Below are 16,566 nucleotides of genomic sequence, written 5' to 3'. Positions count from 1 at the left end.
GAATGCTCAATTGCCGGACAGGGCGCCGCCCTGATGGGCATAGTGCCGTGATCGATTCAGCGATGCGCACCCCACCAGTTGCACGCCTCGGACTGCATATCCTGCAAGCCCATCGCGCGCCTAGCGCGGATACAGCGGCGGCAGTGCGCTGCTGTCCTGCGGCGCAGCGCTCGGCTCCTGTGCGGCGGGCAGGTTGCGAATGGCTTTCCACAGCTCCTCGCCCTGCCATTGCTGGCCAGTTTCGCTGTACAGCGCGCCGTTGAGGCCGTCCAGCGCGTCGGACAGCGGTACGTAGCGCGCCGCCATATCGGCGAGCGTCTCCGGCTGCTGCCGCGCCCAGGCATCGAGGGCATGGCGGGTCGCCTGGGCGTCGCCAGCCTGACAGGCGCGTTTGAGGTCGTCGAGCAGCGTGCGCGGGCTCGGGCCCGCCTGTGCCGCGCGCTGGATCGCCGGTTGCCGGCGAGCATGCCACCACAGGCCGAAGCCCAGCAGGGTGGTCAGACTCAGCAGTGCACAGGCCAGTTGCCAGGGCCACAGCTCCGGCCCTTCGATCACCTGAGTCGTCACCATCGGGGTGTTGGGTTGCTCGTCGTTTTGCAGTTGCGGATTTTCCGCAACCTGCAGACTGCGGGCGGCGAGGGTGGTGCGCTCCAGCGTGTCGGTCTGGGTATTCCACCACAGCACTTCTAGAGGTGGCAGGTCGAAGCTGCCGGCGCGGCTGGGCACCAGCGCTTCGCGCTCTTCGCGGGTGCCGACGATGCCGTTCTCGCTTTTCTGGTCGTCCATCTGCGGCTGATCCGGATAACGCCGCAGGCCGTCGACCTGGGTTGCCGGCAACGGCGGCAGCTGGGCGCTGGAAAGGCCATCGACCTTGAGAATCAGGCGGCGGGTCAGCGAGTCGCCGACCTGGCTTTGTTGCGGTTGCGGGTTCCAGGTTTCCGCCAGCCCCAGGGCTCGTGCCGGTAGCCAGGGTGCGTCGGCGGGGTAGTCGGCCGGCTTGGGTTTGACCTGCAGGGGAATGTCTGGGGATTTGACCCGCGTGACCTTGCCGGTGCGCGGGCCGAAGGGCAGAAAATCGTTATTGCGCGAGCGGTCGACCAGCGTGGCACTGAAGGTTTGCCCGGGAATCACCAGCTGGCCACTGCGCTGCGGATAGATGGCGTATTGCAGTTCGATCACGCCGTGCAGCACGCCACCGATGCTTTTCTCATAGGTGCGCGGCTCGCCCAGTTGTTCAGCGCGGGCGTCCTCTATGCGCAGAGGCGTCAGGTTGCTGTCGTCATACATCGAAACCGAGTGGTAGATGCGCAGGGTCAGCACCGCCTGGGCCTGTACGTAGACGCTTGGCTGATCGAGGCTGGCATCGATGAATACCGGCGCGAGCTTGTCGCCATCGCCAGCGCTGACGGCTTCCTCGACATTGAGCATGATCGGCAGGGTTTCGGCATCTTCCAGGCGAATCGCCGGGATCGTCACTTCGCCGCTGCGCCGTGGCTGCAGGGTCAGGATCCAGCGCGTGCTGGCACGTGGCGTGTCACCGATGCTGCTCAGACGGTTGACCTGACGGCTGCCGAGAATCTCGAAATCCTGCTCCAGCGGGCTCAGGTCGGGGCGGCCGAAGCGGGTCGGATCGGTCGACTCCAGTGTCAGCACCACGGTCTCGCCTTCGCTCAGGCGGGTGCGGTCGACACTGGCGAAGAAGGTTTCGGCGTGGGCCTGCCCCGCAAGCAGTAGGAGAAGCAGGAAGACCAGAGGCTTCATGGTTTCGGGTCCTGACGCTGTTGCTGTTCATACCAGAATTTGCGCCGCAGCAGTTCGGCCGGGTCGTCCGGAATCTGCCGCAGCCATTGTTCCAGCGCTTGCCGGCGCTCTGCCGCAGTGCCCAGATCAGCTTCCGCAAGAGGCTGCTCGACGGGTTCTGCATCGCCTGGGCTCGCACTGTCGGTGCCGGGCTCGCTGTCTTCCCCAGCGCCATTGGCGGTGCCTTGTGTTTGGTCGTTCTCACTGTTCTCGCCGCTGCTGCCTGGCTGGGCAGATTGAGCCGTGTTGTTCTCGGCCGTTTGACCGGCCGGCGATTCTCTCACCTCCGGCTGCTCGTGGGCGGGTTCCTGCTGCTCTTCCGAATCGCCAGTGCCGGGCTGCTGCTGGTGCTCGCGCTGGCGCAGCGCTTGTTCCACCAATGCCTTGTTATGCTGCGCGGCGGCCAGCTCCGGCTGGCGCTCCAGCGCCTGCTCGTAGGCATCCAGCGCTGCCTCCAGCTCGCCGGCCTTGGCCAGCGCATTGCCGCGATTGTAATGATCGGCGGCGCTGTCACCCTTGGCGAAACGCTGCGCGGCGGCGGAATAATCCTCGGCCTCGAAGAGCGCCTTGCCTTGCCACTGCGGGTCGATGAAGCGTTGCGCCGCCTCGGCCGGGCGTTGTGCCTGCAGCAGGCGCTGGCCTTGCTGATCGGGGCGCAGCCAGAGATCCTCGAACTCGAAGGCCTGGCTGCTTTGCGGCGGCAGTATCAACAGCAGCGGCAGGCAGAACAGCCAGCCTCGACGACCGGCGCAGGCAGCCAGCAACAGCAGCGGCAGCAACAGCCAATAGCCCTGGTCGAGATGGCTGTCGAGCTGAGTAGGCTCACCCGCAGCGCGCATGGCCTGCGGGCCGTCGAGCAGGCCCAGACTGCGCAAGTCGTCGTCATCCAGGCGCATCGCCGCGTAGCGGCCAGCGTGGGCCTTCGCCGCCTCCCGCAGGCTGCGGGCATCGAGACGCGGAATCATGATGGCGCCGCGCGAGTCCTTGAGAAAGCTGCCGTCTTCCTGCGCCACGGGGGCGCCTTCGCGGCTGCCCACGCCGAGCACCAGCAGCGGCACTGAGCGCTTGGCCAGCGCCTGCTGAATGCCGCTGCGTTCCTCGTCATCCAGGGCGCTGCTGATCAGCAGCAGGCGGCCCTGACCCAGTTGTGCCTGGTCGAGCAGTTGCAGCGCCCGCGCCACGGCCAGGTCAGCGCGACGGCCCGGCTCGGGCATCAGCGAGGGTTTCAGCGCCTCGAGCAGATTGCGGCTGGTGGCCAGGTCGTCTGACAGCGGCACCAGGCTGTGTGCGCTACCGGCATAGACGATGATCGCCGTCTGCGCATCGCGGCGTGCTTCGAGCAGGTCGAGCAACTTGCGCCGGGTCTGTTCCAGGCGGTTGGGGCGGCCGTCGGTGGCGAGCATCTGCGGCGTCAGCTCGAGCAGAATCACCAACGGATCGGCAGGCTTCTGGTTGCTCTGCTCGACGCGCTGCCAGCTGGGGCCGAGCAGTGCCAGCACAGCCAGCAGCCAGGCCAGGCCGAGTGTCAGCCATGGCAATTTGCTCGAGCGGCCGCTGCCGCCCTTGAGCAGCGCCTGATGGAACGCAGGCGGCAACAGCAGCTGCCAGCGCCCGCTCTGCCGTTCGCGATGCCACAGGCGCCAGAGCAGCCAGGCCAGCACGGGCACGGCCAGCAGCCACAATGGGCGCAGCCATTCCGGCCAGAGCAGACTCATGCCCGCCTCCTTAGCCGCTGCAGCAGGTCAGGCCAGAGCACCTGGCCGACCAGCAGCAGCGAGCCCAGCAGAGCCAGCGCCAGTGGCCAGGCGTAGAGCGTCATGGCCGGGCGGGCGAGGGTGGGTTGCTGGGCGACCGGCTCGAGGCGATCGAGGGTCAGCTCGATCTGCTCCAGCTCAGCCTGATTGCGCGCGCGGAAGTACTCGCCGCCGGTGGTGTCGCTGATTGCGCGCAGGCTGGTTTCATCCAGGTCCAGCGCGCTGAAACCGAAGGTGCCGAATGCGCCGCTTTGTTGTGGATCGGCGCCGATGCCGATGGTGTAGATGCGCACGCCCTCATCGGCGGCCAGTTGCGCGGCGACCATCGGGTCGATCTCGCCACCGTTGTTCGCGCCATCGGTAATCAGCACCAATACCCGGCTTTGCGCGGGGCGTTGACGCAGGCGCTTGACGGCCAGGCCGATGGCGTCGCCGATGGCGGTGTTCTTGCCGGCGATGCCGATCAGCGCCTCGTCCAGCCAGGTGCGCACCGTCTGACGGTCGAAGGTCAGCGGCGCCTGCAGATAGGCCTGGCTGCCGAACAGGATCAGGCCGACGCGATCGCCTCGGCGACCTTCGATGAAGTCGCCGAGCAGGCGTTTGACCAGCTCCAGGCGACTGATGGGCTCGTCGTCCCACTGCATGTCGGCGTAATCCATGGAGCCCGAGACATCCACCGCCAGCAGCAGATCACGGCCGCTGGCCGGCAGCGGCAGCGGTTCACCGACCCACTGCGGCCGCGCGGCGGCGCACAACAGCAGGCACCAGAGCAGGACCAGCGGCGCCTGCTGGCGCCAGCTGGGCAGGGCGGCGCGGGCGCGGCGACCGCTCAGGGCCTGCAGCTCGTCCAAAAAACCGACACGCAATGCGGCGTCACCGCTGTCGGCCGCGGGCAGCAGAAGGCGCAGCAGCCAGGGCAGCGGCGCGAGCAGAAAGATCCAGGGCCAGGCGAACTCAAACATGCTTGCGAATCCAGGTGGCGACGGCCTGATCGAGTTCTGCGATGGCTTTGTCGCTCAGCGTGCATTGTGGCCTGTAGCCGCCATCGACGAGGATCATCCAGCGGGTCAGGCCCGCTGCCGGGCAGCGGTTGTCGAGAAAGGCCAGCCAGGCTCGGCTGCTCAGGGTGTGGCTGGCGCTGTCCGGGTAGCGTTCGCGGCACAGGCGCTTGAGCAGGGCGTTGAGCTGCTGCAGCCAGGGGCCGGCAGGGGCGCCGTCATAGGGTTTGCGCAAGGTGGCCAGCTCGTCGAGCGCCGCCTGGCGCAGTGGGTCGAGCGCCTGTTGCAGGGCCGCTTTGGGCTGTCGACGCAGCCAGTTGCGCAGCAGGCGCCACAGTCCCCACCCCACCAACGGCAGCAATACGGCGAGCAACCACCAGCCCGGTGCCGGTGGCCACCAGGGCACTGGGGCCGGGTCGATCAGCGGCTGCAACTGGTCGATGGGGTTCATAGGGATCTTCTCGCGTGCAGGGTGCTGAGCTGTTCCTGCAGCTGCTCGACCAGTTCGAGCTGCGTGCTCAAAGGCAGCAGCGGCACACCGAGTTTCTGCGCCAGACGCTGCCAGCGCGCCTCACGCGCCTGGGCCTGGGCACGATAAGCCTGGCGCAGGTCGCCGTTGTGGCTGTCCAGTTCCAGCTGTGCGCCACCTTGGGTAAAACGCAGCAGACCGGCTGCCGGCAGGGCATGATCGAGTGGATCGGACAGCGGCAGCAGCAGCAGGTCGGTGTGGCGCGCGAGCAGCGTCAACTGCTGCTCGGCATTGTCGCTGAGGGCACGCTCATCGCACAGTACGATCACCAGGCTACCCGGTCGCAGCACCTCGCGGGCGCGACGCAGGGCCAGGCCGAAGTTGTCGCGGCCGGCACTGGCCTGGCTCTCTGGGCCCAGCGCCTGGTTGGCGCGGGCCAGCAGGTTGAGCAGTTGCAGCAGACTCTGCTTGCTGCGCCGTGGTTTGACCTCGTGATGCTCGTTGTCGGCGAATACCAGGCCGCCGATGCGGTCGTTGTGGCCCAGCGCGGCCCAACCGATCAGCGCTGCGGCGCGCGCAGCCAGCACCGACTTGAAGCACAGGCCGGAGCCGAAGAACAGGCGCTGGCTCTGTTCGCTGATGATGAAGATGGGGCGCTCGCGCTCCTCATGGAACAGCTTGGTGTGCGGCTCCTGGGTGCGCGCTGTGACGCGCCAGTCGATGGTGCGCACGTCGTCGCCCGGTTGGTAGACGCGCACCTGGTCGAAGTCCACACCACGGCCGCGCAGCTTGGAATGATGCAGGCCCGTCAGCGGGCTGCGCCGGGCCGGAGTGGAGAACAGCGGCACCTCATGCACCTTGTGGCGCATGTCGATGAGCTCGCCGAGGCTGATATGGATGCCGGGGTTGCCGGCCGGGGTTTGCATGGGCTTTAGCCCGTAGCCCGGATGCAATCCGGGAAGGCAGCGTGATCAGCCCCGGATTGCATCCGGGCTACGCAGGGCGAGCGCAAGTCGCGCGGTTGCATCAGGCCACCGCCACCACGTCGAGGATGCGCTGGATCACGCGATCCTGATCGACGCCCGAGGCTTCGGCCTCGAAGGACAGGATGATGCGGTGGCGCAGCACGTCGAACAGCACCGCCTGGATATCTTCCGGGCTGACGAAGTCGCGCCCGGCCAGCCAGGCATGAGCACGCGCGCAGCGATCGAGGGCGATGGAACCGCGCGGGCTGGCCCCATAGGCGATCCAGTCGGCCAGCTCGGCGTCGAACTTGGCCGGGGTACGGCTGGCCATTACCAGTTGCACCAGGTACTCCTCCACGGCATCAGCCATGTACAGGCCGAGGATTTCCTTGCGTGCGGCGAACACCGCCTGCTGGCTGACCCGGTGCTCGGGTTTGGCTTCGCCATTGAGCGCATCGCCACGGGCCTGGGCGAGGATCTTGCGCTCCACCGCCGCATCGGGAAAACCGATCTTCACGTGCATCAGGAAGCGGTCGAGCTGCGCTTCGGGCAGCGGATAGGTGCCTTCCTGCTCGATGGGGTTCTGCGTGGCCATGACCAGAAACAGCGGCGACAGATCATAGGTCGAGCGGCCTACGGAAACCTGGCGTTCGGCCATGGCCTCGAGCAGCGCCGACTGCACCTTGGCCGGGGCGCGGTTGATCTCGTCGGCCAGCACCAGATTGTGGAAGATCGGCCCCTGCTGGAACACGAAGCTGCCGGTTTCCGGGCGATAGATCTCGGTGCCGGTGATGTCCGCAGGCAGCAGGTCCGGGGTGAACTGGATGCGATGGAACTCGCCTTCGATGCCTTCGGCCAGCTCCTTGATCGCCTTGGTCTTGGCCAGGCCGGGGGCGCCTTCGACCAGCAGGTGGCCGTCGGCGAGCAGGGCGATCAGCAGGCGCTCGATGAGCTTGTCCTGGCCGAGAATCTGGGTGGAGAGAAATTGGCGTAACGCGACCAGCGCTTCACGGTGTTCCATCGTCGGGCTCTTCTGGCGGATGAGCGGGCTTGCGAAGCCGCGCGTGCAGACCGCCGACTTTAATGCATTTGCCGCTTCAGCCGCTATCAGCGGCGCTGGTCATGAACGCTCTGGCAACAGAAATGCGAGGCAGGTCGCCAGCGCCCACCGTCGTCCAGGACGGAGCTTATTGCCACTGCGCCAGTAGCCGGCGCTGGGCAAGTTGCGCGCGGTCCTGGGTGATGGGCGCCAGGTACAACGTCTGGCCTGGCAGGCATTGCGCCAGCCGTGCCACGGCCTGCGGCGTCAGCGCGCCCAGGCGCGGGTAGCCGCCGATGGTCTGGCGGTCGTTGAGCAGGACGATCGGCTGGCCATCCGGCGGCACCTGCACGGCGCCCAGGGGAATGCCCTCGGAGATCATCGAGCTACGTTGGCATTGCAGCTGCGGACCGTTGAGACGAATGCCCATGCGGTCGGCACGCTGGTCGATCAGCCACTCGCTGTTGAACGCATCGAACAGACTCTGGCCGCGGAAGTCGCCGATCTGTGCGCCCAGCACCAGCTGCAGGCGGGGCGTGGTCTGGTACTCGGGAATGTACTCGGCGGGCATCTGCCGCGTTGCATTGGCGCTGCCGCTCCAACCCAGGGCATCGCCGACAGCGATGGCGCGGCCATCGCCGTGCAAGCCACCGAGGCCTTCGCGCAGCATGCTGGCGCAGCTGCCAAGCACCAGCGGCGCCTGCAATCCACCTGGAGCGGCCAGGTAGGCGCGCGCGCCCTGACGCGGCTGGGCGAAGCTCAGGCGCTGGCCCTTGCGCACGTCGAAGCTGCGCCAGGGCGCCAGCGGCTGATCGTCCAGCCGTGCGCCGAGGTCGGCCCCGGTCAGCGCCAGTGTGGCGTCGCGAGTGCATTCGAACTCGGCGTTGCCCAGGGTGATCTCCACCACCGCGGCGGTGAGCGGGTTGCCCAGCAGCCAGTTGGCCCAGCGATGGGCGACCCAGTCCAGGGCGCCGCACTGGGTCACGCCGAGATGGCGAACACCGAAGCGGCCAGCATCCTGCAGGTGAATGAAAGGGCTGCTGCGCAATACACGTAGGCCGCCGTCGATGGCGCTCATTGGTTGGCCTCCAGCGGACTGTCATCACCGCCCAGGCGGATGAATTCGGCGCGCTCGATGGGCACGAAGCGCACGCGATCACCCGGTTGCAGCAGGCTGTAACCCTCGATATCGCTGCCGAACAGGCGGTTTGGTGTGCGCCCGATGAGGTTCCAGCCGCCGGGGGAAACTGCCGGGTACGCGGCCGTCTGCCGTTCGGCGATGCCGACGCTGCCGGCGGCGATGCGCTTGCGCGGCGTGCTCAGGCGCGGCGCGGCGAGAATTTCCTCGACCAGGCCCATGAAAGCGAAGCCGGGCGCGAAACCCAGGGCGAATACCTGATAGGCATGGCCACTGTGCCGGGCGATCACTTCGGCTTCGCTGAGTCCGCTGCGCCGGGCGAGCAGTTGCAGCTCCGGGCCGACGCTGCGGTCGTACCAGGTGGGCAACTGGTGTTCGCGGCCGCCCTGCAGATCGCCAGGCTGCAAGCCATCGAGCGCCCCGGCGATCTTCGCTCGCGCCTGCTCGCTGTCGAGCTGGCACAGGTCGTAGTGCAGCAGCAGCGTAGTGTAGGAGGGCACCAGATCGATCAGCGCGTTGCCGAACGCCTCCTGCAGACGTGCACGCGCCGCCAGCATCCACGGCAGGTTGGCTTCATCGATATGGTCGAACAGGCGCAGGATCAGGCTGTCGATGCCGGCGACTTCCAGCCGGGCGTGGGGCCCCTTCATGCCTGAACCGGGCCGTCGAGGGGCTGGCGGATATGTTGCACGGCAGCCACCGAGTTATGGCGGGGTGTGGTCCTGGCATCGCGGCCCATGATCCGGGCCCGCAAGCGTGCGCCAACAGCGCAATGCACAAGCATGTCGTTCACGCGGGGCGTTCCTCCTGCGAGCTTTGGTAAGCCATAGTGGCGCGATTGGGGACGGACATGGTCGTCATCCCCTGGCGTCATTTTTCAGCGGCATGTCGGGGGCGTCCAGCAAAAAACAGCCGGCTCAGGCCAGGCGGAACTGGCTGGCGCTGCGTCCCAGGGCGTCGACCTGGGACGACAGCCCCTCGGTGTGACCGCCTAAGGTGTGGCGCAGGTCCTTGCTCTGCCCGGTATGCACATGGATGGTTTCCATCTTGTCGGCAATGTCCTCGGTGGTGGTGGAGACTTCCTCGATGGCCACCACGACCTGATTCATTTCGCCGGTCAGTCGTTCCATCGCCGAGGTGATGGAGGTGATCGCATCCGCCACCTGAGCGGCATGTCGTTCGCTGTCGGCGGCCAGGTTCAGGCCGTTGCTCATCAACTGGTGCATGTGTCGGGTCTGCTGCTGGAATTCACCGACGATGGCGCTGATGTCAGTGGTCGCGGCGACGGTTTTCTGTGCCAGCGAGCGCACCTCATCAGCCACCACCGAGAAGCCTCGACCGGCTTCGCCCGCACGGGCAGCCTCGATGGCCGCATTGAGCGCGAGCAGGTTGGTCTGATCGGCGAGGCTGTTGATCACGTCGACGATACCGTTGACCCGTGCACTGCTTTGGCCGAGGGCGTCGACCTGGCTGTGGGTGTCCTGGATCAGCTGCGCTAGGCGACTCATGCTGTCTACGCTGGCGGCTATCACCTCGCCGCCGTTGCGCGCCGCATCGTAGGCGCTGGTGGTGGCGCTACCGACTTCCGCGGTGCGTTGCGCCATGTCATTAAGTGTGGCGCTGATCTGGTGCGAGGCCGAGGCGGCCTGCTCGGTCTGCATTTCTACCTGGGTGCTGTTGTCGCCCAACTGACGCATGGCATCGCCCAGGTGGTTATGCAGGCGGCTCAGCTCGCCGTTGGCACGCACCACTTCGGCAACGATGCCGCCGATGCCCTGAATCATGCGGTTGGCGGCGTCGGCCAACTGATTGAACTCGTCGCGCGGGTTGCTCCCCACGTACAGCTTGCCGGTGAGATCGCCGGAGGCGACCTGCGTGAGCAGCTGGATCACGTTGCGCAGCCGAGTGACCAGGGTGCGTGAGGCTTGCAGCAGGGTGAAGCAGAGCAGGGCGGCGATGGCGAGGAAACTCAGCCCCATCATCCACAGCGCGGACAGGCGAGCCTGTTCGGCTTCCTGGCTACGCCGCAGCAGCAGGCCGCTTTGCAGCGCTTGCGCCTGTTCATCGATACGCGTCTGCAATTGCTCGCCCAGTTGGCGTAGGCGCTGGTTGGTCGCGTTGATGCGTTCGATATTGCCGTGGATGTCCGCGAAAGCCTGAGCGTAGCCCTGCACATTCTTGCCGATCGGCGTCTGCTCCCATTCGAGGTCCGCAATCTGCTCCTGCAGTTTGCCGATCGCCGTTAGGGCAATCTGGGCGTAGGCCGGATCGAATGTCGACAGATAGTCACGCTGGCTGCTCAGGGCGCTGGCGATAAAGGGCTTGATCAGGTCGAAGCTGATCGCTTCCAACGCCTTGCCCCTCTCCGTCAGCGTTTTGCGCTGGCCTTCGAATGGTGTCAGGCCCAGGGCCTGATTGAGCGTCAGCCACTGGCGTTGCTGAGCCAGTTCCTCGAGCAGCGCGGCCTGGATCTGCTGAGCTTGTTGCAAAGTGACGTCATCTTCCAGAGCCTGGGCTTGCGTCAACAGTTGTCCGATGAGTTCCTGCAATTCGTTGAGCCCATCGTTGAAGTCCTCCTGCCTTTCCGGGGTGATTTGCTGGCGCAGAGCGTTCTGCTGCCACCAGCGGTTCATCAGCTGGGTACTGGCGCTGGCATAGGCAGCCGCCTGTTCTCGCGCCTGCAGCGCGCTGCTGAGACGGTGGCTGGACCATAACGAGGCGGCTGCCATGAGGGTCAGACTGATCAGGGTGAGCGCGATCAGGGCGCGGAATTTTTGTTGCCAGGACAGTGAAAAATTCACGATAAGGCCTCGCCATCTTCTTGTGGATGATTCTTAGGAATCGGCAAGTTGTCATACAACTTGATTAAAAGTCTATGGCTGTGTGGGCGTTTATGCGTGGGTGGTTTACAGACCCGGCTCAGGCTCTTGCGCGCGATCGAAAGTGTCCCTGCGAACCCTGGCGTAGCGGATTCAAATGGCGTTGTCACGCAGCAGGACCGGGGCGCATGTGGTTGCGGTTGCCATACCCACAGAATGGCTTACCGGTCGGTCTGTTCTGTAGTCATGCACCGTCTCGGTGCAGCCTTGAAAGAAAATGTCGCAGCGCCGCAAGCGGTGGCAGGGCGTCCCTCGTTAAGCTCGCCGATTAAGTGTGACCACCTGGTCGCCCGCCTTCACGCTGGTCCGCATGCGACTTGCAAGTGTCATTGTCGCTTCATGGACTAACGTTGAACGAGCAGGCCGTTGAAAAACGTAGGCGAGGCAGCCAGTGCAAGGCGAAAACAGGCGAGAAAGCGCAGTTTACGAGTTGTAAATGAGCATTTTGATCGGACTCGCGCACGAGCCTGTTTTTAACGCAGCTATGGCAACGTAGGTAGTTTTTCAACAGCTGCTAAACCCTGCGACAGCAATCCAGACTTCTGTCGAACCATCAGCCCAATGGAGCAAAACCATGGCGTTCTTTACGGCGGCCAGCAAAGCCGACTTCCAGCACCAACTGCAAGCGGCCCTGGCACAGCACGTGAGTGAGCAGGCGCTGCCACAAGTAGCCCTTTTCGCCGAACAGTTCTTCGGCATCATCGCCCTCGAGGAGTTGACCCAGCGGCGCCTTTCCGACCTGGTCGGTTGCACCCTGTCGGCCTGGCGCATGCTGGAGCAGTTCGATCACGCCAAGCCGCAGGTGCGCGCGTTCAACCCCGATTACGAGAAGCACGGCTGGCAGTCCACCCACACCGCGGTGGAAATCCTGCATGGCGACATTCCGTTTCTGGTCGACTCGGTACGCATGGAGCTGAACCGCCACGGTTACAGCATCCACACCCTGCAGAACAGCGTATTCAGCGTGCGCCGCGACCAGAATGGCCAGTTGCTGGAAATCCTCCCGCGTGGCACCCAGGGCGAGGGCGTGCTGCAGGAAGCGCTGATGTTCCTGGAGATCGATCGCTGCTCCAGCGCCGCCGAGCTGAAGACCCTGGAGAAAGCCATTCACGAAGTCTTCGGTGACGTGCGCATGAGCGTCGCCGACTTCCAGCCGATGAAGGCCAAGGCACGCGAGCTGCTGGCCTGGCTGGATCGCGCCAAGCTCAAGGTGGACAAGACCGAGCTGGAGGAAATCAAGGTCTACCTCAACTGGCTGCTGGACAACCACTTCACCTTCCTCGGTTACGAAGAGTTCACCGTCGCGCCGACCGCCGATGGCGGCACCATGGTCTATGACGAGAAATCCCTGCTGGGCCTGTCCAAGCGCCTGCGCACCGGACTGTCCGCCGAGGAACTGCACATCGAGCCGGAAGCGGTGGCCTACCTGCGCGAGCCGCAGCTGCTGTCCTTTGCCAAGGCTGCGGTGCCGAGCCGCGTGCACCGTCCGGCCTACCCGGATTTCGTTTCCATCCGCGAACTCGATGCCAAGGGCAACGTGGTCAAGGAATGCCGCTTCATGGGTCTGTACACCTCGGCGGTGTACGCCGAAAGCGTGTGGAACATCCCCTACATCCGCCGCAAGGTGGATGTGATCAAGCAGCGCTCGGGCTTCGACAGCAGCGCCCACCTCGGCAAGGAACTGGCCCAGGTGCTGGAAGTGCTGCCGCGTGATGATCTGTTCCAGACCCCGGTGGACGACCTGTTCAACACCGCCCTGGCCATCGTGCAGATTCAGGAACGCAACAAGATTCGCGTGTTCCTGCGTCGCGATCCCTACGGCCGCTTCTGCTACTGCCTGGCCTACGTGCCGCGCGACGTCTACTCCACCGAAACCCGGATGAAGATCCAGCAGGTGCTGATGGATCGTCTGCAGGCCACCGATTGCGAGTTCTGGACCTTTTTCTCCGAATCGGTGCTGGCGCGCGTCCAGTTCATCCTGCGCGTCGACCCGAAGAACAAGACCCAGATCGACCCCGTGCGGCTGGAGAAGGAAGTCATCCAGGCCTGCCGTTCGTGGAAGGACGACTACGCCAGCCTGATGGTGGAAAGCCTCGGAGAAGCCCAGGGCACCAGTGTGCTGGCCGAATTCCCCGGCGGCTTCCCGGCCGGTTACCGTGAGCGTTTCGCCCCGCATTCGGCAGTGGTGGACATGCAGCACCTGCTCAGCCTGAGCAACGAAAAACCGCTGGTGATGAGCTTCTACCAGCCGCTAGCGCAGGGCGACCAACAGCTGCACTGCAAGCTGTACCACGCCGACACGCCGCTGCCGCTGTCCGACGTGCTGCCGATTCTGGAGAACCTCGGCCTGCGCGTGCTCGGCGAGTTCCCCTACAAGCTGCGCCGCAATGACGGCCGCGAATTCTGGATTCACGACTTCGCCTTCACCTACGCCGAAGGCCTGGATGTCGACATCCAGCAGCTCAACGACACGCTGCAGGACGCGTTCATCCATATCGTCGGCGGCGAAGCCGAGAACGATGCCTTCAACCGCCTGGTGTTGATCGCCGCCATGCCCTGGCGTGACGTCGCTCTGCTGCGTGCCTATGCGCGTTATCTCAAGCAGATCCGCCTGGGCTTCGACCTCAGCTACATCGCCTCGACCCTGATCAACCACGCCGATATCGCCAGGGAGCTGGTGCGCCTGTTCCGCACCCGTTTCTACCTCGCGCGCAAGCTCACCGCCGAGGATCTGGAAGACAAGCAGCAGAAGCTCGAGCAGGCCATCCTGGCTGCGCTGGACAACGTCGCCGTACTCAACGAAGACCGCATCCTGCGTCGCTACCTGGATCTGATCAAGGCGACCCTGCGTACCAACTTCTTCCAGGCCGATGCCAGCGGCGTGGCCAAGTCCTATTTCAGCTTCAAGCTCAGCCCGCGCCTGATTCCGGAGATTCCGCGGCCGGTGCCTAAGTTCGAGATCTTCGTCTACAGCCCGCGCGTCGAGGGTGTGCACCTGCGCTTCGGCGACGTCGCCCGCGGCGGCCTGCGCTGGTCGGACCGCGAGGAAGACTTCCGTACCGAGGTGCTTGGCCTGGTCAAGGCGCAGCAGGTGAAGAACGCGGTGATCGTGCCGATGGGCGCCAAGGGCGGCTTCGTGCCGCGCAAGATGCCGCTCGGCGGTTCGCGTGACGAGGTGATGGCCGAGGGTATCGCCTGCTACCGCATCTTCATCAGCGGCCTGCTGGATATCACCGACAACCTCAAGGAAGGCGAGGTGGTGCCGCCGGTGGGCGTGGTGCGTCATGACGCCGACGACCCCTACCTGGTGGTGGCGGCGGACAAGGGTACCGCGACCTTCTCCGACATCGCCAACGGCATCGCTGCCGAGTACGGCTTCTGGCTCGGCGACGCCTTCGCCTCCGGCGGTTCGGCCGGTTACGACCACAAGGGCATGGGCATCACCGCCAAGGGCGGCTGGGTCTCGGTGCAGCGCCACTTCCGCGAGCGCGGCATCGACGTGCAGAAGGACAACGTCACCGTGATCGGCATCGGCGATATGGCCGGCGACGTGTTCGGCAACGGCATGCTGCTGTCGGACAAGCTGCAGCTGGTGGCTGCCTTCAACCACATGCATATCTTCATCGATCCGAACCCGGATGCGGCCAAGAGCTTCGCCGAGCGCAAGCGTCTGTTCGACCTGCCGCGTTCGAGCTGGGCCGACTACGACAGCAAGCTGATCTCCGAAGGCGGCGGCATCTTCCTGCGCAGCGCCAAGAGCATCACCATCACCCCGCAGATGAAGGCGCGCTTCGACATCGCCGCCGACAAGCTGGCGCCCACCGAGCTGCTCAACGCGCTGCTCAAGGCACCGGTCGACCTGCTGTGGAACGGCGGTATCGGCACCTACGTCAAATCCAGCAAGGAAAGCCACGCTGACGTCGGCGACAAGGCCAACGACGCGCTGCGCGTGGACGGTCGTGAACTGCGCGCCAAGGTGGTGGGCGAGGGCGGCAACCTGGGCATGACTCAGCTCGGCCGCGTCGAGTTCGGCCTGCATGGCGGCGCCAGCAACACAGACTTCATCGACAACGCCGGCGGTGTGGACTGCTCCGACCATGAAGTGAACATCAAGATTCTATTGGGCGAGATCGTCTCGGGCGGCGACATGACCGAGAAGCAGCGCAACAAGCTGCTGGCCGAGATGACCGATGACGTGTCCGAGCTGGTGCTGGGCAACAACTACAAGCAGACCCAGGCGCTGTCGCTCGCCGAACGCCGCGCCCGCGAGCGCGTCGGCGAGTACAAGCGCCTGATGAACGCGCTGGAGAGTGCCGGCAAGCTCGACCGCGCGCTGGAGTTCCTGCCCTCAGACGAGGAGCTGAACGAGCGCGCCACCAACGGCCAGGGCCTGACCCGCCCGGAACTGTCGGTGCTGATCTCCTACAGCAAGATCGACCTCAAGGAATCCTTGCTCAAGTCCCTGGTGCCGGACGACGACTACCTGGCGCGCGAGATGGAAACCGCCTTCCCGGAAATCCTCACCGAGAGGTTCGGCGACGCCATGCGCCGTCATCGCCTCAAGCGCGAGATCGTCAGCACGCAGATCGCCAACGATCTGGTCAACCACATGGGCATCACCTTCGTGCAGCGCCTGAAGGAGTCCACCGGCATGAGCGCGGCCAACGTCGCCGGCGCCTACGTCATCGTGCGTGACCTGTTCCGCCTGCCGCACTGGTGGGCGCAGATCGAGGCGCTGGACTACAAGGTGCCGGCCGAGCTGCAGCTGCAGCTGATGGACGAGCTGATGCGTCTGGGCCGTCGTGCCACTCGCTGGTTCCTGCGCAGCCGTCGCAACGAGCTGGACGCCGCCCGCGACGTGGCGCACTTCGCGCCGCGCATCGAGGCGCTGGTCGGTCGTCTGGACGAGCTGCTCGAAGGCCCGGCCCGCGAACAGTGGCTGGCGCGTTACCAGAGCTTCGTCGAAGCCGGCACGCCGGAAGAGCTGGCGCGTGTGGTGGCCGGTACCAGCCACCTGTACACCCTGCTGCCGATCATCGAAGCGGCGGATGTAACCGGCAAGGACACCAGCGAAGTGGCCACCGCCTACTTCGCCGTCGGCGGTGCGCTGGAGCTGTCCTGGTACCTGCAGCAGATCACCAATCTGCCGGTGGAAACCAACTGGCAGGCGCTGGCCCGCGAAGCCTTCCGTGACGATCTGGACTGGCAGCAGCGTGCGATCACCGTGTCGGTGCTGCAGATGGCCGAGGGGCCACAGGAGATCGAGGCGCGCGTGGCGCTCTGGCTCGACCAGCATCAACGCCTGGTCGACCGCTGGAAGGCGATGCTGGTCGAGCTGCGTTCGGCGACCGGCACTGACTACGCCATGTATGCGGTGGCCAACCGCGAGCTGATGGATCTGGCGCAAAGCGCCTGAGCTGTCCGCTGAAATCAAAGAGCCCCGCCAAGTGCGGGGCTTCTTTTTTCTGGGGCGGTATTCACTGGCTTTGGTAGTCGGGTAGCCGGATGCAATCCGGGGGCAGGC

Annotated in this window: 10 protein-coding genes; 1 reads left to right on the top strand and 9 read right to left on the bottom strand. The window is 65.3% G+C overall.

Features of this window, described 5'->3' with window-relative positions; translation table 11 throughout:
• Nucleotides 1-120: 120 nt before the first annotated feature.
• The 9 genes from DXK50_RS06160 to DXK50_RS06120 all read right to left on the bottom strand — a co-directional run bounded on the left by DXK50_RS06160 (nucleotide 121) and on the right by DXK50_RS06120 (nucleotide 10,964).
• Entirely contained in the window at nucleotides 121-1,761 is a 1,641-nt protein-coding gene (locus tag DXK50_RS06160) for a BatD family protein (protein ID WP_212629698.1), read from the bottom strand.
• A complete protein-coding gene (locus DXK50_RS06155) occupies nucleotides 1,758-3,515 on the bottom strand; it encodes a VWA domain-containing protein (RefSeq protein ID WP_212629697.1) in 1,758 nt (585 codons plus the stop codon). Before DXK50_RS06155 ends, DXK50_RS06160 begins: the two co-directional genes overlap by 4 nt.
• Nucleotides 3,512-4,516 (bottom strand): vWA domain-containing protein, encoded by a 1,005-nt coding sequence (locus DXK50_RS06150; RefSeq protein ID WP_212629696.1) that lies wholly within the window; start codon nucleotides 4,514-4,516, stop codon nucleotides 3,512-3,514. Before DXK50_RS06150 ends, DXK50_RS06155 begins: the two co-directional genes overlap by 4 nt.
• Entirely contained in the window at nucleotides 4,509-5,003 is a 495-nt protein-coding gene (locus tag DXK50_RS06145; RefSeq protein ID WP_212629695.1) for a DUF4381 domain-containing protein, read from the bottom strand. Before DXK50_RS06145 ends, DXK50_RS06150 begins: the two co-directional genes overlap by 8 nt.
• Nucleotides 5,000-5,947, bottom strand: a complete 948-nt coding sequence (locus tag DXK50_RS06140) for a DUF58 domain-containing protein (RefSeq protein WP_212629694.1) — start codon at nucleotides 5,945-5,947, stop codon at nucleotides 5,000-5,002. The genes DXK50_RS06145 and DXK50_RS06140 overlap by 4 nt, the downstream gene beginning before the upstream one ends.
• 100 nt (nucleotides 5,948-6,047) lie before the next feature.
• On the bottom strand, nucleotides 6,048-7,007 hold the full coding sequence (locus DXK50_RS06135) for an AAA family ATPase (protein ID WP_074856748.1): 960 nt from the start codon (nucleotides 7,005-7,007) through the stop codon (nucleotides 6,048-6,050).
• A gap of 166 nt (nucleotides 7,008-7,173) precedes the next feature.
• Nucleotides 7,174-8,103 (bottom strand): 5-oxoprolinase subunit C family protein, encoded by a 930-nt coding sequence (locus DXK50_RS06130; protein WP_212629693.1) that lies wholly within the window; start codon nucleotides 8,101-8,103, stop codon nucleotides 7,174-7,176.
• Nucleotides 8,100-8,813: a 5-oxoprolinase subunit B family protein gene (locus DXK50_RS06125; RefSeq protein WP_212629692.1), complete on the bottom strand. Its 714-nt coding sequence runs from the start codon at nucleotides 8,811-8,813 to the stop codon at nucleotides 8,100-8,102. The genes DXK50_RS06130 and DXK50_RS06125 overlap by 4 nt, the downstream gene beginning before the upstream one ends.
• Before the next feature lie 267 nt (nucleotides 8,814-9,080).
• Complete coding sequence (locus tag DXK50_RS06120; protein WP_212629691.1) at nucleotides 9,081-10,964, bottom strand: methyl-accepting chemotaxis protein; 1,884 nt, start codon at nucleotides 10,962-10,964, stop codon at nucleotides 9,081-9,083.
• Nucleotides 10,965-11,616: 652 nt separating this feature from the next.
• Here DXK50_RS06120 and DXK50_RS06115 point away from each other — a divergent pair.
• Nucleotides 11,617-16,458 (top strand): NAD-glutamate dehydrogenase, encoded by a 4,842-nt coding sequence (locus DXK50_RS06115; RefSeq protein ID WP_212629690.1) that lies wholly within the window; start codon nucleotides 11,617-11,619, stop codon nucleotides 16,456-16,458.
• The last annotated feature ends 108 nt before the right edge of the window (nucleotides 16,459-16,566 follow it).

Origin of the sequence: Pseudomonas sp. KB-10 (genome assembly GCF_018221585.1) — a bacterium.
Taxonomy (GTDB): Bacteria; Pseudomonadota; Gammaproteobacteria; order Pseudomonadales; family Pseudomonadaceae; genus Aquipseudomonas; species Aquipseudomonas yangonensis.
Note: the sequence above shows the minus strand (reverse complement) of the source record. Positions and strands in the feature narration are given on the sequence as shown.

Coding starts and splice junctions, on each gene's coding strand:
- DXK50_RS06125 (WP_212629692.1), bottom strand. CDS start 8,813: ATGAAGGGGCCCCACGCCCGGCTGGAAGTCGCCGGCATCGACAGCCTG.
- DXK50_RS06160 (WP_212629698.1), bottom strand. CDS start 1,761: ATGAAGCCTCTGGTCTTCCTGCTTCTCCTACTGCTTGCGGGGCAGGCC.
- DXK50_RS06115 (WP_212629690.1), top strand. CDS start 11,617: ATGGCGTTCTTTACGGCGGCCAGCAAAGCCGACTTCCAGCACCAACTG.
- DXK50_RS06150 (WP_212629696.1), bottom strand. CDS start 4,516: ATGTTTGAGTTCGCCTGGCCCTGGATCTTTCTGCTCGCGCCGCTGCCC.
- DXK50_RS06130 (WP_212629693.1), bottom strand. CDS start 8,103: ATGAGCGCCATCGACGGCGGCCTACGTGTATTGCGCAGCAGCCCTTTC.
- DXK50_RS06140 (WP_212629694.1), bottom strand. CDS start 5,947: ATGCAAACCCCGGCCGGCAACCCCGGCATCCATATCAGCCTCGGCGAG.
- DXK50_RS06135 (WP_074856748.1), bottom strand. CDS start 7,007: ATGGAACACCGTGAAGCGCTGGTCGCGTTACGCCAATTTCTCTCCACC.
- DXK50_RS06155 (WP_212629697.1), bottom strand. CDS start 3,515: ATGAGTCTGCTCTGGCCGGAATGGCTGCGCCCATTGTGGCTGCTGGCC.
- DXK50_RS06145 (WP_212629695.1), bottom strand. CDS start 5,003: ATGAACCCCATCGACCAGTTGCAGCCGCTGATCGACCCGGCCCCAGTG.